This is a genomic window from Exiguobacterium sp. s145 (assembly GCF_018618835.1).
GTDB lineage: Bacteria > Bacillota > Bacilli > Exiguobacteriales > Exiguobacteriaceae > Exiguobacterium_A > Exiguobacterium_A artemiae.
In genome coordinates this window covers 1-15,298 of the sequence record NZ_JACSMV010000028.1, presented here as the reverse complement: position 1 = coordinate 15,298, position 15,298 = coordinate 1, and the positions used below count along the sequence as shown (strand labels likewise).

The 15,298-nt window shown below is 40.1% G+C and carries 14 protein-coding genes; 12 read left to right on the top strand and 2 right to left on the bottom strand.

Going from position 1 to position 15,298, the window contains the following annotated elements; genetic code table 11:
• Position 1: 1 nt before the first annotated feature.
• The 11 genes from KNQ07_RS15060 to KNQ07_RS15010 all read left to right on the top strand — a co-directional run bounded on the left by KNQ07_RS15060 (position 2) and on the right by KNQ07_RS15010 (position 12,493).
• Entirely contained in the window at positions 2-1,078 is a 1,077-nt protein-coding gene (locus tag KNQ07_RS15060; protein WP_214767660.1) for a glycosyltransferase family 4 protein, read from the top strand.
• Positions 1,079-1,082: 4 nt separating this feature from the next.
• Positions 1,083-2,327 carry a glycosyltransferase family 4 protein gene (locus tag KNQ07_RS15055; protein WP_214767658.1) on the top strand — a complete coding sequence of 415 codons (1,245 nt, stop codon included), beginning with the start codon at positions 1,083-1,085 and terminating at the stop codon, positions 2,325-2,327.
• A gap of 26 nt (positions 2,328-2,353) precedes the next feature.
• Positions 2,354-3,745, top strand: coding sequence for a sugar phosphate nucleotidyltransferase (locus KNQ07_RS15050; protein ID WP_214767656.1), 1,392 nt, complete (start codon positions 2,354-2,356; stop codon positions 3,743-3,745).
• A gap of 58 nt (positions 3,746-3,803) precedes the next feature.
• Positions 3,804-4,877, top strand: a complete 1,074-nt coding sequence (locus KNQ07_RS15045; protein WP_214767654.1) for a hypothetical protein — start codon at positions 3,804-3,806, stop codon at positions 4,875-4,877.
• 4 nt (positions 4,878-4,881) lie between these two features.
• Positions 4,882-5,853: a UDP-glucose 4-epimerase GalE gene (galE, locus tag KNQ07_RS15040; RefSeq protein WP_214767652.1), complete on the top strand. Its 972-nt coding sequence runs from the start codon at positions 4,882-4,884 to the stop codon at positions 5,851-5,853.
• A 24-nt stretch (positions 5,854-5,877) separates the two neighbouring features.
• Positions 5,878-6,828 (top strand): mannose-6-phosphate isomerase, class I, encoded by a 951-nt coding sequence (gene manA / locus KNQ07_RS15035; RefSeq protein ID WP_214767648.1) that lies wholly within the window; start codon positions 5,878-5,880, stop codon positions 6,826-6,828.
• A 27-nt stretch (positions 6,829-6,855) separates the two neighbouring features.
• Positions 6,856-8,583 (top strand): phospho-sugar mutase, encoded by a 1,728-nt coding sequence (locus KNQ07_RS15030; RefSeq protein ID WP_214767646.1) that lies wholly within the window; start codon positions 6,856-6,858, stop codon positions 8,581-8,583.
• A 19-nt stretch (positions 8,584-8,602) separates the two neighbouring features.
• Positions 8,603-9,769 (top strand): nucleotide sugar dehydrogenase, encoded by a 1,167-nt coding sequence (locus tag KNQ07_RS15025; protein ID WP_214767644.1) that lies wholly within the window; start codon positions 8,603-8,605, stop codon positions 9,767-9,769.
• A gap of 164 nt (positions 9,770-9,933) precedes the next feature.
• Positions 9,934-11,169 carry a transglutaminase domain-containing protein gene (locus KNQ07_RS15020; protein WP_214767642.1) on the top strand — a complete coding sequence of 412 codons (1,236 nt, stop codon included), beginning with the start codon at positions 9,934-9,936 and terminating at the stop codon, positions 11,167-11,169.
• An 80-nt stretch (positions 11,170-11,249) separates the two neighbouring features.
• On the top strand, positions 11,250-11,489 hold the full coding sequence (locus KNQ07_RS15015) for a hypothetical protein (RefSeq protein ID WP_214767640.1): 240 nt from the start codon (positions 11,250-11,252) through the stop codon (positions 11,487-11,489).
• Positions 11,490-11,674: 185 nt separating this feature from the next.
• Positions 11,675-12,493 carry a tyrosine-type recombinase/integrase gene (locus KNQ07_RS15010; protein ID WP_214767638.1) on the top strand — a complete coding sequence of 273 codons (819 nt, stop codon included), beginning with the start codon at positions 11,675-11,677 and terminating at the stop codon, positions 12,491-12,493.
• Here the strand turns inward: KNQ07_RS15010 and KNQ07_RS15005 are convergent.
• On the bottom strand, positions 12,471-13,310 hold the full coding sequence (locus KNQ07_RS15005) for a tyrosine-type recombinase/integrase (RefSeq protein ID WP_214767636.1): 840 nt from the start codon (positions 13,308-13,310) through the stop codon (positions 12,471-12,473). The genes KNQ07_RS15010 and KNQ07_RS15005 overlap by 23 nt on opposite strands.
• Entirely contained in the window at positions 13,307-13,741 is a 435-nt protein-coding gene (locus KNQ07_RS15000) for a sigma factor (protein WP_214767634.1), read from the bottom strand. The genes KNQ07_RS15005 and KNQ07_RS15000 overlap by 4 nt, the downstream gene beginning before the upstream one ends.
• 436 nt (positions 13,742-14,177) lie before the next feature.
• On the opposite strand from KNQ07_RS15000, the gene KNQ07_RS14995 reads away from it, so the two are divergent.
• The gene (locus KNQ07_RS14995; protein WP_214767633.1) at positions 14,178-15,239 is read left to right on the top strand and encodes a hypothetical protein; all 1,062 of its coding nucleotides are present in this window, start codon (positions 14,178-14,180) and stop codon (positions 15,237-15,239) included.
• The last annotated feature ends 59 nt before the right edge of the window (positions 15,240-15,298 follow it).

The window sequence follows — 15,298 nt, the reverse complement described above, 5'->3', positions numbered from 1 at the left end:
TATGAGAAAAAAATTAGCAATGATAGGTCAATTTCCACCACCAATACATGGCTTATCAAAAGCCTTACAATCAATGATCAACTCTAAAAATTTTAATGCAAAATACAATGTTCAAAAGATTAATATTACAAACAAAAAAGAACTTCCAGCTGCATTTTATAATATTTTCAAACTGAAAAACCAACTTACCTATTTCACTATTGCTCACTCAAAAATAGGTAATCTTAGAGATTTGATGATTATTTTTTTATTACTAATAAAAAAAAATAATATAACTTTGCATTATCATGGAGGATATTATAAAAAATTATACAAAAGTATGAATGGTTTCCAAAAATTTCTTAATAGGCTTTTAATTGGTCGTGTAAATAAAATCATTGTTTTGGGAGAAAGTCATCGATTCTTATTTGATGATGTAATAAGTCAGGAAAAAATTTTTATATGTGAAAATTTTGCGGAAGATTCTATCTTCATGACAGAAAATGAGTATGAAGAAATTTTAAGTAAAAGAAAACATTCTGCAAAAATCAAATTATTATATTTGAGTAATTTAATCAAAACAAAAGGTTACAAAGAGGTCATTGATGCATTTAAAAAACTTGAAAAAATTATGCCGAATAAATTCGAACTGCATATTGCAGGCGGTTTTTTTGAAAAAGATAGTGAAAAAATTATAAATGAAATTGTTAATGATAAAAAATTCGACCAAATTTTTTTCTATCACGGGGTAGTGGACGGCCATTCAAAAAAGAAACTCTTACAAGACGCAGAAGTATTTTTATTGCCAACCTATTATCCTAATGAAGGTCAACCAATTTCAGTTATTGAAGCTATGGCTAGTGGATTATTGTGCGTAACTACTGGAATAGGCGGTATAAAAGACGTACTGCATGAGGAGAATAGCTTCTATGTCAAAGAAAAATCAATAGATTCTATTGTTGATAAACTTCTAGATGTTCAGAAAGAAAAAATTACAAAGGTTGGTTTTTTGAATAGAAGTAAAGCTAAAGAAAAGTTCACCGAAGAGATGTATATTCAACGTCTGATAAAAATATTAGAGTTCAAGGACGAGAGGTAAGAAAATGAAAAAAATAGCATTTGTAATCAATTACTTTTACCCTGATTACGCATCAACAGGTCAACTGATGACCGAGCTTTGTATGCACATTAAAGATGATTTTGAAATCACTGTTATTGCGGCACAACCAGGATACAGTCAAGACACTTATTCTGGAAAGTTTAAAAAGAAAATTGAAACAGAATACTGGAATGGAATGAAGATTGTTCGTGTCCAACTTCCTCAAGTAAATAAACGTTCGAAGTTAAGTCGAATGAAGTATATTTTACAATACTTTGTACTAGCTAACATTGCCTTGTTAAAAGAAAAGAATGTGGATTTAATTTATACAATTTCGCAACCCCCGGTCTTGGGTGGGTTAATAGGAACAATCGGAAAGTTTTTAAAACGGTCTAAGCACGTATACAATATTCAAGATTTTAATCCTGAGCAAGCAGCGGCCGTAAATTATACAGGGGGAACCGTACATAAGATTGCTAAACAAATTGATCAGCTGAATTGTAGTTTTTCTGATCATATTATTTTAGTAGGCAACGATATGAAACAAACACTAGAAAATCGCTTCGGAAAAAATCATCAACTCAGTCACAGCGTAATTAATAACTGGACGGATGAGAACGAAATCATTCCGTTATCTAAAAAGGACACTCATGTTTTGGCATTTTTAAACGAATACAATTTAGAAGACAAGTTCGTGATTATGTACTCTGGGAATTTAGGTCTATATTATGATTTAGAGAACTTGATCAAAATTTCTTCTGAATTGCAGTCTATTCCAGACATTCACTTTTTATATATCGGTGAAGGGGCATCAAAAAAAGAAATGCAGGACTACGTGTCTAAGGAAAACTTAAAAAATGTTACGTTTTTACCGTATCAGCCAAAAGAATTCATTAAATATTCTTTGAATGTGGCGGACGTCCATCTTGTTGTGAATCAAAAGGGAATAAAAGGCGTGTCTGTTCCTAGTAAAATTTATGGTGTCATGGCAGCAGGAAAACCTATTTTAGGAGTTCTTGAACAAGGCAGTGAGGCTGAATTTTTAATCTCGACAAGCAACTCTGGATTGGTTTCGGAACCACAAGATTACGTACATTTTATTGAAAACATTAAATCAATTTATAATCTGACGCACGAAGAACGTTATAAAATGGGAATGCGTGGTCGCGAATATCTTGATTCGTATCTGAAAAAAGAACTTTCTCTTAACAAATATAAAGAGACTTTAAATGACATCATTAATCAATAATAAAAAGAGAAATGAGGAAGTGTGATATGAAACTTGTTCTATTGTCAGGCGGGTCCGGCAAAAGACTATGGCCTCTCTCGAACGATACACGTTCGAAGCAATTTTTGAAAGTGCTTGAAAGCCATAATTTACAGGAACAGTCAATGGTACAGCGCGTTTGGGGTCAACTCGAAGCTACCGGATTATCGAACGATGCGATGGTTGCGACGTCGAAAATGCAACGAGATATGATTCATGCGCAAATTGGTGAACACATTCCTTTAATAATCGAACCTGAGCGTCGTGATACATATCCAGCTATTGCTCTTGCTGCGAGTCATCTATATTCAGTTCAAAACGTGGATGAGAATGAAGTTGTAGTTGTGTTACCAGTTGATCCTTATGTTGATGACCAATTTTTTGAGCAAGTTAAAGTATTAGAAAAAATGCTGATTTCAACTAATGCTGATTTAGCATTAGTTGGTGTAAAGCCAACGTATCCTTCTTCTAAATATGGTTATATGGTTCCTACAACAGATTCGAGTATGTCTAACGATCATATTCAAGTTCAAAATTTTACAGAAAAACCTTCTGAAGAAGATGCTGCCACGCTGATTGAATCAGGAGCACTTTGGAATTGTGGTGTATTTGCTTTTCGTTTAGGATACTTGCTTAAAACGCTTGAAGAAAATCAGTTGCCTTTAGATTATCAAGAATTACTAAATATTTATGCGACATTACCTAAAATCAGTTTTGACTACGCAGTAGTTGAAAAAACAGATAACATCATCGCTGTTCCTTATGACGGCTACTGGAAAGATCTAGGGACGTGGAACACGCTGACGGAAGAAATGGCGACGTCTCAAATCGGTAAAGGTATCATTTCAGAAGATAGTATAAATACACATCTCATTAACGAACTTGATATACCGGTAACAGTCATTGGAGTAAAGAACCTTGTTATTGCAGCTAGTCCTGATGGAATTCTAGTCTCTGAAAAAGAAGCTAGTCCGAAAATCAAAGATTATATTGGACAATATGACCAACCACCCATGTATGAAGAACGGATGTGGGGCTGGACGCGGACGCTTGATTACGCTAAATACGATGAACAAAAAGAAATGGTCACAAAACGGATTTGTATCTATGCCGGACGTAATTCTTCCTATCATCGTCATATGCTGAGAGATGAAGTTTGGACGATTGTTCGAGGCGAGGGAGACTTGGCAGTAGACGGGCGAATTACTCGAGTTAAAGCCGGTGATATTGTTCACTTGCCAGCAGGCAAAGAGCACGGTATTTATGCACTTTCTGAACTAGAATTCATCGAGGTACAGACCGGTCTTGAAATTACAGAAGAAGACTTTGTTCGCCTTCATTATAAATGGTCAGATGTTCTCTCGTGCTTCAATCAATCCGACTCTCGTGTCATTTACTAATTGCTTACCCGGGGAGAGAACCTATGCTTCTCTCCCGTTTTTTGTTTGGAGGAAATAAATGAATATTGCCTATTACATTTCCGATTATGGATATGGTCATGCTACAAGGAGTATTGCAATCATTCGTGAGCTGTTAAAAAATGATAAACATTTCAATATTATTATTTGTCATAGTTTCGCTCAAAATTTATTAAAGAAATCACTTATAGATTCTCGCATCTCTTTTCGCACTTTGGAAACAGATGTTGGTTATATATTAAACCCACATACTTTGGAGCTAGATCATCTAAAAATTCAAGAGATGTATGAATCATATCTCGTCCATCGGACGCAAAAAATAAGAGATGAAAGTGATTTTTTGATTGAACAGAATATTGACTATATCATCTCAGATATTTATCCGACGGCTATTGAAGCTGCATATGATTTGGATATTCCCAGTATAGGAATTTCAAATTTTTTATGGAGTGATGTATACAAAGATATTATTTTGGACTCCAGGCTAAAAGTCATGCGAGATGCCTATGCTAAAATGACGCATTACTTATGTCTAGAAGGGCAAATTGATTCAAATCTAAAAACTAAAAAACATGATTTTTTTTCACGAGAAATCGATGATTTGGAAGTGAAAAAAATCAGATCTGATTTAGATATTTCATCGTCAGATACTGTGATTTTTTATGGACTAGGTATGAAAGTGAATCATAGTAATCAATTTGAGAACAATTCTTCATTGTGGTCAACCGAAAATTGTAAATTTATTGTCTCTTCACATGTTGATATAAATCATCCGAATGTATTTAAAATTCCAGGCGACTATACTGAAACGCAAAATTACATAGCGGCTTCTGACTTTACAATTACAAAACCCGGTTGGAGCACAATCAGTGAAGCATTAAACGGATCTAGTAGATTAATACTGATTAATCGAAATTCTTTTCTAGAGGATCAATCAACTATCGAGATACTGGGAAATTCAAATTATTGTAAAGTCTATACAGTGAAAGAATTATCAATGCTTCGTTTCAACTCGAAATTAATCAACCAATTGAAAAAAGACATCCAAATAAAACCTTCAAAAAAAGTAATGCATTTATTAATTAAAGACTTAGAAAAAAACTTGAAGAGGTGAACAAATGATTCTTGTAGTGGGTGGCGCTGGCTATATTGGAAGTCATGTTGTAAAAGAATTACTTGATCAAAATAAAAAAGTAGTCATTTTAGATAATTTATCAACAGGATTTCAGTTTGCTGTTGATTCACGTGCTGTTTTTATTCAAGGTGAGCTTGGCGATGAAAATATCCTCAGAAGTATTTTTACCAACTATGAAATTTCAGCAGTTATGCACTTTGCTGCAAACAGCCTTGTAGGAGAATCAGTGGTTAATCCAATGAAGTATTACTTAAATAATGTAAGTGCTACTCTAACTCTTCTATCTGTCATGATAGATCATCAAGTAAACAGTTTTGTATTTTCGTCTACTGCAGCGACCTATGGCTTAGTACAAGAAGCGCTCATTACGGAAAAAACACTTGTTAAACCCATTAATCCATATGGTCATTCTAAATTGATGATTGAACAAATACTATCAGATTTGCATCAAGCAAATGGGTTGAACTACGTCACTTTAAGATATTTTAATGCAGCTGGAGCACATCCAGATCAAACAATCGGTGAAAATCACAATCCTGAAACACACTTGATTCCAATCGTCTTACAACACCTGAACGGGAGAAGAGAAAACATCACTGTTTACGGTCAAGACTATGATACAAAAGATGGTACATGTATTCGGGATTATATTCATGTTTGTGACTTAGCTGATGCTCATATTTTAGCGTTAGATGGTCTGCTGAATAATACTATCACTAAAGAAGTCTTTAACTTAGGGAATGGCAAAGGGTATTCAGTTAAAGAAATCATACAAGCTTCTGAAAAAGTTACTGGAAATAAAGCAAATGTTCATTTAGGTACCCGACGCGAAGGAGACCCTGCACAATTGGTAGCAAGTTCGGCAAAAATTCATCAAGCGTTAGGATGGATGCCTAAATATTCTTTAGACGAAATCATTCAACATGCTTGGAACTATGAAGTGAAAGTTAATTAAAGTTTGAACAGTAAGGAGAAAAACATGATATTAAAACTGAATCCAATTTTCCAAGAACGTATCTGGGGGGGGCAACGACTAAAAGCAGATTTTAATTACGATATCCCAAACGGTTTGATTGGTGAGTGTTGGGGGATTTCTGCCCATCAAAATGGTGAAAATGAGGTTAGCAATGGTCCCTACAGCGGCCGTACTTTATCCGATCTTTGGGAAAATCAGCGCCAAGAATTGTTTGGTGACTTTACTCATGAGACATTCCCTCTACTTGTTAAAATACTGGATGCCACGGATGATTTATCTGTTCAAGTCCATCCGAATGATGAACAGGCATATAGCTTGGAAGGAGAACGGTTCGGTAAAACAGAGTGTTGGTACGTTCTTGATGCTGAACCCGGTGCCGAGCTAATTCTTGGTCATACTGCCCGGACGAGAGCAGAACTGGAAACAGCTGTCTCTAATGAAGAGTGGACCGCTTTACTGAAAAAACAACCTGTTCAAAAAGGTGATTTTGTTTTTGTTGAGAGTGGAACCATCCACGCTATTGGTAAAGGAATCATGATTCTTGAGACTCAGCAATCGTGTGACACGACCTATCGAGTGTACGATTTTGACCGTATAGATGATAAGGGTGCTAAACGGGAACTTCATTTAGAGAAAGCACTTGCTGTAACAACGGTTCCTGATGTTCCGGTTCTCGCTGAACCTACTGAATTGATGGTCGAAGCAGGAAGTATACAAACTCTAGTCAAATCGTCTGAGTTCAATGTGTATCATCACAAGGTAAGTGATGGTTATTGTTATCCAAGTCGTAGACAGTTTTCCTTGATGACAATTATTGAGGGAACTGGATTATTACAAACTGACGATGAAGCGTTAGAAGTAAAAAAGGGAGATCATCTAATCATTACGAAAGGCACGCATGATATTGTCGTGTTTGGAACGATGGAATGGATTACGAGTGAAATTGGTCGTTAAGATTAGATAGAGCATGATGGAGGAACTATGAATTATATCGAAAAATCGCAACAATGGATTACATATAGCAATCTCAACTTAGAATTAAAGACAGAGCTTGATACGATGTTGAATCAACCAAAGGAGCTGGAAGATCGTTTTTACAAAACGCTCGAGTTTGGAACAGGTGGAATGCGTGGCGAATTAGGAGTTGGGACGAATCGCTTAAACGTCTATACAGTGCGAAAAGCAATTGACGGGCTCGCTAGGTATATCGTTGAGCAAGGAGAAGAAGCAATGCGACGTGGAGTCGTCGTTGCATATGATTCTCGATATAAATCCGAAGAGTTTGCGATGGAAATCGCTCAAGTGCTAGGTCACTATAATATCAAATCGTATGTGTTCGACGCACTTCGTCCGACACCTGAGTTATCGTTCTCAATCCGTTACTTAAATTCATTCGCTGGTATTGTCATTACAGCAAGTCATAACCCTCCTGAATACAATGGAATCAAGATTTATGCGGAAGACGGCGGCCAAATGCCGCTTGAGATGGCAGAAGTCATCACTTCTTATATCAACCAAGTCGAAAATGAACTGATGATTCCATTTGTACAATATGAAACTCTTTTGAAAAATGGTTTGTTACAAATGATTGGTGAAGAGTTTGATAAAGCGTACCTGGCTGCACTTGATACCCTTCAACTTCGAAAAGTTGCAAAATCTGATATGAAGATTGTATTTACACCTCTACACGGAACGGCGCATCATCTTGTTCCGGAAGGATTAAAACGATTTGGCTTTGAGCATATCATTCTAGTAGAAGAACAAATGACTCCAGATCCGAAATTTTCAACTGTTGTCTCGCCCAATCCGGAGGAGCATGCTGCTTTTGAATACGCAATTCGTTACGGAGAAAAGCATGATGCTGATCTGTTACTTGCGACGGATCCGGACGCTGATCGTTTAGGGGTTGCCGTCAAAAATGCGCAAGGACAGTATGAAGTGCTAACTGGAAATCAGACAGGTGCCTTAATGCTATATTATATTCTCGAGCAAAAGAAGGGATTAGGAACTCTTCCTGTGAATGGAGTTGTCCTTAAAACGATCGTTACTTCCGAGATTGGACGTACAATTGCCCAAGATTATGGTATGGAGACAATCGATACACTAACCGGGTTTAAGTTTATTGGAGAAAAGATCAAACAATTCGAAGAACAGTCTTCCCATACATTTTTATTTGGATACGAAGAAAGTTATGGTTATTTGATTAAAGCTTTTGTACGTGACAAGGACGCGGTTCAAGCGGCGGTATTCATTGCAGAGGTTGCAGCATACTATCATGAGCAAGGAATCACTTTACACACTGCACTTCTTAAGTTAATGAACCGGTACGGTTATTATCAAGAAGATCTTGTATCATTAACTTTAAAAGGTAAAGATGGTGCGACTCAGATTCAAGAAATGATGCAACAGGTTCGGCAATCTCCTATAAACGAAGTGGCAGGTAAAAAGGTAGTAATGATCGAAGATTATCTTTCGGGTCAAAGAAACAATTATCAAACTGGAGTAATGTCGCAAATTGATTTGCCTACTTCAAACGTATTGAAGTTGTATTTAGAAGGGGATACTTGGATTACACTCCGTCTATCTGGCACTGAACCCAAAATCAAATTTTACTTTAGCGTGAAAGAAGATACGCTCGACTTAAGTAAAGAAATGTTGAGAAAGTTAAAAGAAGAATTCATGAACACAATCCAAGGTGTTACGATTTAATTTAAGGAGAAGCAAACATATGAAAATTACAGTAGCAGGAACAGGATACGTCGGTCTTTCGATGGCTGTCCTACTCGCACAACATAATGAAGTCACATCGATTGATATCATTAAAGAACGTGTCGAGCTTGTCAACGATCGGAAATCACCAATCGTTGATGCCGAAATCGAAAACTTCTTACAAAACAAAGAATTGAATCTGTATGCGACAACTGATAATTTTGAAGCGTACAAAGATGCTGAATTCGTCATTATTGCGACTCCGACGGATTACGATCCAACACGGAACTACTTCAACACTCGGACGGTTGAGAGTGTTATTGCGACAGTCCTCGCCATCAATCCGGATGCGACGATGGTCATCAAATCGACGGTTCCGGTTGGCTACACACAAGAATTAAAAGTGAAGTTCGATACACCAAACATTATCTTCTCACCGGAGTTCTTGCGTGAAGGACAAGCGCTTCATGATAATCTCTATCCGTCACGGATCGTCGTCGGTGAACAATCAGAACGAGCACAACAGTTTGCGGACCTTTTACTTGAAGGAGCCATTAAAAAGGATGTACCGATTCTTTTGACTGACTCAACAGAAGCCGAAGCCATCAAGCTATTCTCTAACACCTATTTAGCGATGCGTGTCGCGTTCTTTAATGAACTCGATACGTATGCAGAAGTTCGTAATCTTGATACAAAACAAATCATCGAAGGTGTCGGACTCGATAGCCGGATCGGCAATCACTACAACAATCCATCGTTCGGGTATGGCGGTTACTGCTTACCGAAAGATACAAAGCAACTCCTTGCGAATTATGATGAAGTACCAAACAATATCATCGGTGCGATCGTTGAAGCGAACCGTACACGGAAAGACTACATTGCGGATACTATCATCAAACAAAATCCGAAAGTCGTCGGTGTGTATCGTTTGACGATGAAAACAGATTCAGACAACTTCCGCGCGTCGTCGATTCAAGGCATCATGAAACGGATCAAGGCAAAAGGAATTGAAGTGACGGTCTTCGAACCTGTGTTGAAGGAAGATACCTTCTACAATTCTCGTGTCATCCGTGACCTTGAAGCGTTTAAGCAAGAATCAGATGTCATTCTTTCGAACCGGATGCATCCTGAATTGAGTGATGTTGAAGAAAAAGTCTATACACGCGATTTATATAGTCGCGATTAAAAAAATCTACTTCTTCTTACTATTAAGAAGGAGTAGATTTTTTTGCAGTACTTAAATGTCTAGAAGGCTAATTATATCTGAATTAAAAATCAGGGGAAGCTAATTTGTATCATATACAATTAAAAATAGGATTTTATTTACAATTTAACTAAGAAGGTGATTGTTTGGTAACATTCTTCATCTATTTCATTCTGTTTTTAGGGATTTTATTGCTTACTCACCGTGTTGTTCGCTCATTGCGTCTTCGTAAAACGATCCGCAAGATGCTTCGACAGGAACTCCAAATAGTCCATCCTGAATTATCTCGATGGAAAGATCATCCGGGTCAACAATTTGAAATTTTGAAGCCCGTTTATAATACCGTTTCCTATACTGTAAAAAGTAAGTTTTCCGTTAATCCGAAACGAATCGATGATTTGATTGATCGTGAACTCAACCGGTTGATCAAAGGCTCCTGGTCCCGTTTCACTTCATTTTTTGAACTGATGCTTCTTCGTCTGATTGCATCCGTCTTTGTCTTAGGCAGTATAGTTCAAGGAAGTCTTGTGTTCGTGACCTATCAGGAAACCTCATTCAAAACCGGTTTTACTCAATGGCTGGGGACGCCGGATGAAGCAGATACCCGTTCGCCAATCGAGATTCCGAAGTCAGCTGTCGGAATGACTCCGAAAGCCACCCGTTATACGTTGCCCGCGCAAGTGACGTCTACTGAAGAAATGGGACAAGCGCTTGCTTACCATATCAGTCGACATGACAAACAGTTTGTCATCCGGTATGTCGGACGAGCAGAGTCCTTTACGAAAGTGAGCGGTCAAGCCTGGGAATGGCTCCAGCACCATGAACCTTATCTGATGCGGTTGTATAAAGGCGGAGACGGTCAATCACTTGATTATGGATCGTACATTGACTACGAAGTGACGGTCGATTATGCGCTGACACCGGAACAGATGAATCAGGTTGACGAAAAGGTCAAACAAATCGTTCAAAAAATACCAAACGACTGGTCGGATGATAAAAAAGTCCGATACGTCAATGATTACATTGTTCGTCATACGACATACAAACTAAAAAGCAAGGAAAGTCCGTATACGCCATACTCGATTCTTTTTAACGGAGAAGGCGTCTGCGAAGGATATGCCTTGACAGCGTATCTCCTTTTACAGGCAGCAGGTGTCGACATCCGTTACATTTCCGGACATGCCGGCGGAGGATTACATGCTTGGAACATGGTGAAGCTGGAAGGGCAGTGGTACCATCTCGACACGACTTGGAATGACCCAATTCCTAACCGGCCGGATGAAGTACAGGAGGATTATCTCCTCGTATCGGATCAAACTTTGAGCAAGGATCATACGTGGAACAAAAAGCAGTATCCACAGACGGCTCAAAACGATTATTAAGCAATTTTTAATGAATGAATCGTAAAAGATGAGCGAATTGGGCAGTTCATATACAAGACTTTTGGTATGTGTAATGCAGAATGGGAGTGCAGACTTGTGCGATGGAACTTGACTTGTATGGAAATTACGGAGTAGGAACGTTTTTCAAAATCGTTGATACAAAAACGAACAAAGTCCTCGCTGAGTATGAATTGAACTATGATGAGGATCCGGTTCACATTAAGCTGAATATCAGTAAAATGAACGGCATTAAATTAATGGTGGACAGCATCGATTCTACAAAATCCACAACGTTATCGAATCCGGTACTTTCCAAATAAGAATTACAGGAAGTAGATATCTAAAATGAGAACGGAAAATTTCTAAAGGTGGTAAAGATATCTATTCTTACTAATAAATAGAGAAAAGTAAACAAGCCGGATGCAAAAAAAAGATATCATCTAAAGATTGAGTCGAAAATGAAACGGGAATGGAGAAGAGATACTTTCTACAGGAGGTTTTCCCCATGACCCACATTGACTATTTGGATCACTACCTGCTCACGCATATCACTTACAGCAAACAAACGATTAAAGCCTACCGAAGTGATTTACGGCAAATGAAGAAGCGTTGTGTCGAATGGTCGGAGAAGTCCCTTCAAATGTATTTTGATCATTTGATTCAACACTATAAACCAGCAACGGCGATGCGACGGTATCATGCGTTGACGGCACTCGGAAATGAACTGGTCCGTGCGAAACGGCTTAAGATAAATCCAATGAAACAAGTCCGTCCGATTGTCCATCAGCAGATCCAGCAACGCGAACATCACCCGCTTGAAGAGGTGATTCAAACGATTCGCCAAATCAATCATCCAACGTATCGTCTCTTCTTCGAACTCATCAGTCAAACGGGCCTCCGCTTCATGGAGGCCCGTTTGTTGTCGATCGAGGATATTCAATTTGCGACGTCGACGTTACTCGTGCGACACGGCAAAGGACGACGCCTGCGGACAGTTCCGCTCGGAGAGAGTCTGGTCCATAAGCTACAAGTATTTTTAGGAGGAAGGACGACAGGACTCGTGTTTCGTTCCATTCGTGGTCAAGCAATCAATGAGCAACAAGCGCGTGATATTTTACGCAAACAGTCACTCGCTACCCGTGGACGACCGTTACATCCGCACGACTTACGTGTTTCTTTTGCCACACATCTCTATCAGATGGGAGATTGCAGGTTACTTGAGATTCAACGGTTGCTTGGGCACAGCAGCTCCCGGACAACGGAAGGCTACATCCTCAGTCAGGACACGAAGCTCCAGCACATCATTGATGCGTTGTCGGCATGAGCCGATTGATTGAGGAGCGGGCGACTTCTGACGACGGGAGGATATACTGTTGCGTCGTCTTGGCGTCACTATGACCAAGCAGGCGCATGACCGTCAGTAAATCGGCGTGATGTTCCCGGTACAGCGTCGTCGCGAAGGTCACCCGCAAGTCGTGTGGTCGCAGTGTCCGCTTAAGAATCTGTTGACTGGCGAGCCGGAGTTGCTTCCGGATTTGATTCGGATCAAGAAGGCGTCCATTGTCGTTTTGAAACAAGTAACCGTCGTTTGGCTGCACGTCGAAGTATCGTGTTAGGACCGTGATCAGCTCATCATGGAGTGGAATATAGCGCGTTTTTTGTCCTTTGCCGTGACGGACAAACAGTTGGCGTTCGGTCAGATCGAGATCGGTCCGGCATAATTGTCGGGCTTCGTTGAACCGCAGACCGGTATGTAAAAGCAGGAAATAGAAGGCATAGGTCGTTTCGTCTTTTATCAATTCGATGACACGTCGGGCATCGGTGTAGCTGAAAGTGGTCCGGTGTTTCGGGATTGGATGGGACGGTTTTTTGATTTGGGATAAGGGATTTTTGGTGAGGGACCGTTCAGTGACGAGGGTATCGAAGAGTGTCGCCAAAGCATGGATCCGGCGGGCGACGGTCGTCGGGGCATAGGTTTGTTTTAACTGGTTCATATAACGGTGGAGGGAGGGGATATCAATCGTTTCCGCATGGGTACAGAAATGGCGGACGTCAGCACGGTAAGCTTTTTTCGTCAGCGGACTGTAACGCGGTGACTGTTCGATGATGGCCAATAACCGTTCCAAGTAAAACGTCATCATAGGAGGATCTCCTGAACCTTCTGTTTCAGTTCTGATTTGAGCGAACGGAGCCGGGCCGGCGAGTAGCCGAGTGTCTCCTCGTTTCCGTGGAGCAGGGCTTGGAGGATTGTGAATTCCTTCTGTGAGAGTTCCTGTTTCAGTTGATCGAGTAAGTAAGTGAACGAGACTTGCTGCTGGCGGGGGAGTTCCGGTAACGTTTCGACGGCGACTTCACCGGCCAGTGTCCGGTTACGGGTCGCTAAATAATCAAGCATCGCTCCTTTCGCACGAATCCGGGCGAAGGTGACCGTCATGACCTTGTCTTCCTCGATTGATTTCCAAAGTCGGAGAAGTGCGGCCTGGCGGCATTCATCCTGTTCATTCGGGTGAATCGAAAGGCGGGAGAGAAGAGAGTTAACGAGGGGGATCCATTGTTTTAAGGCTTCATTCATTCTGAGAGCATCCAATCTGAGATATGCATATCCATGTATTCCGCGGTAGTTTCAGTATAAGTAGAGTTATCCTAAAGGGAGTGATGCAAACAGGCGGTTTTTCAAGTGGTTTTTCGTATTCAGTCGAAGAAATGACGGCAGTCGGCAATTGGAAAGTTTAGAAAACCGTTGGCATGATTCAAAAAAGATGATTTGAAGACGGAGGATAACTCTACTTATCCGAGGCGGTGTTCGAAAAGAAAATCTTTTTTTGAAAGCTGATTGCTTCTACGGTATTTTGCAGTCCGCTAGACCGAAGTTAAAAGAACCGACGGTATTTTTCAGATACTGCTTTCCTTGATGTGCAAGAGAGAAGTAGAAGCGGATTGGCGGAAGATGCTACGGTAAACAGAGAAAAGTGGCCGAGCGATTGCTGCAGAATTACGGGGGAATGCCGATGAAACCATTAAAAGTCTTACTGATGACGTTGATTCTCGTGACGAGTCTGTTCATCATCGGTGAAAGCCGCATGCTGACACTGGAAGGATTCGCTGAACCGTTTGATACGACGACCCTGTATCCGAATCCGAAAAAGTCGGAAAAACAGATGATTGCTGATATCTATGCCGCTGCCGAGCGAAATCAGGTGGAGGTCTTTACGTATGAAGAGACGCCGAATGGCAGTTTCTCGAGTACAAAGACGATCTACGAAACGGCAGGTGTCGAGAAACGCCTTGCGAATCAGCAGATTCGAAGCGGTACATACGACAGTGTTTTCCTTGGTGACATCACCTTCACGTTCAAACCGTTACGGGAGCATCCACGTCTTGCCTATACACCGAACTTTTACGGGATCGGATCTTCCTCTGCCGTCAAAGCATTTAAGATGGACTTGATTGATACATATGCGGGGAATCACCCGCAACTGGGTTATAACGAACAGGCTGAGCGGAATCGTGTCCTCGGCATCTGGTCGCTCGTCATCATCACCGTTTTGATGACATTTTATGAACTATCGATGAACCGTAAAGAGCTGTTGGTTCGTTTATCGATGGGAGAACGATTGTCGCTAATGATTGGAAAGTCAATTGCCTTCGATTCCGTGATTGTGCTTGGTATTTTCGCTCTCAGCTTCGGTCTGTTGCGTCAGGTCACGCCGCTTGACCCTTATTTGCCGTTCCTGTTGCTGTTAGTGCTTGTCTTACTGGTCTGTAATGGACTCGTCTATCTGCTGATTGGTCGTTTGCAGATCAAAGAAGCGTTTGCCAACAGTTATCGTTCGCGGACACTCCTGTCGATGACGTATGGCTTGAAGTTCATCACGGCGTTGCTGACGATCTTGATGTTATCGAGCAGTATCACAGTGATTACGGAAGCCGTCGTGCTTTATCAGCAACGGGACTTTTTTGAAAAAAAACAGACCTATGACTATACGTATATCGGTCACAAAAATACTTCGCCGAATTATTCGGAAGAGAAGAGTCCCGCACTTGTATTTTGCAATAGGTTTGTGCAGTGAATTGCAGAAAAAAGTACAGAACTTTGCCACTAAATATTTAATTTCTTGATAATGCCTGT

Excerpts from the sequence above, each read along its gene's own strand:
- KNQ07_RS15010 (WP_214767638.1), top strand. The coding sequence starts at position 11,675 with ATGACCCACATTGACTATTTGGATCACTACCTGCTCACGCATATCACT.
- KNQ07_RS14995 (WP_214767633.1), top strand. The coding sequence starts at position 14,178 with ATGAAACCATTAAAAGTCTTACTGATGACGTTGATTCTCGTGACGAGT.
- KNQ07_RS15045 (WP_214767654.1), top strand. The coding sequence starts at position 3,804 with ATGAATATTGCCTATTACATTTCCGATTATGGATATGGTCATGCTACA.
- KNQ07_RS15015 (WP_214767640.1), top strand. The coding sequence starts at position 11,250 with ATGGGAGTGCAGACTTGTGCGATGGAACTTGACTTGTATGGAAATTAC.
- manA (WP_214767648.1), top strand. The coding sequence starts at position 5,878 with ATGATATTAAAACTGAATCCAATTTTCCAAGAACGTATCTGGGGGGGG.
- KNQ07_RS15050 (WP_214767656.1), top strand. The coding sequence starts at position 2,354 with ATGAAACTTGTTCTATTGTCAGGCGGGTCCGGCAAAAGACTATGGCCT.
- KNQ07_RS15000 (WP_214767634.1), bottom strand. The coding sequence starts at position 13,741 with ATGAATGAAGCCTTAAAACAATGGATCCCCCTCGTTAACTCTCTTCTC.
- KNQ07_RS15005 (WP_214767636.1), bottom strand. The coding sequence starts at position 13,310 with ATGATGACGTTTTACTTGGAACGGTTATTGGCCATCATCGAACAGTCA.
- KNQ07_RS15025 (WP_214767644.1), top strand. The coding sequence starts at position 8,603 with ATGAAAATTACAGTAGCAGGAACAGGATACGTCGGTCTTTCGATGGCT.
- KNQ07_RS15030 (WP_214767646.1), top strand. The coding sequence starts at position 6,856 with ATGAATTATATCGAAAAATCGCAACAATGGATTACATATAGCAATCTC.
- galE (WP_214767652.1), top strand. The coding sequence starts at position 4,882 with ATGATTCTTGTAGTGGGTGGCGCTGGCTATATTGGAAGTCATGTTGTA.
- KNQ07_RS15060 (WP_214767660.1), top strand. The coding sequence starts at position 2 with ATGAGAAAAAAATTAGCAATGATAGGTCAATTTCCACCACCAATACAT.
- KNQ07_RS15055 (WP_214767658.1), top strand. The coding sequence starts at position 1,083 with ATGAAAAAAATAGCATTTGTAATCAATTACTTTTACCCTGATTACGCA.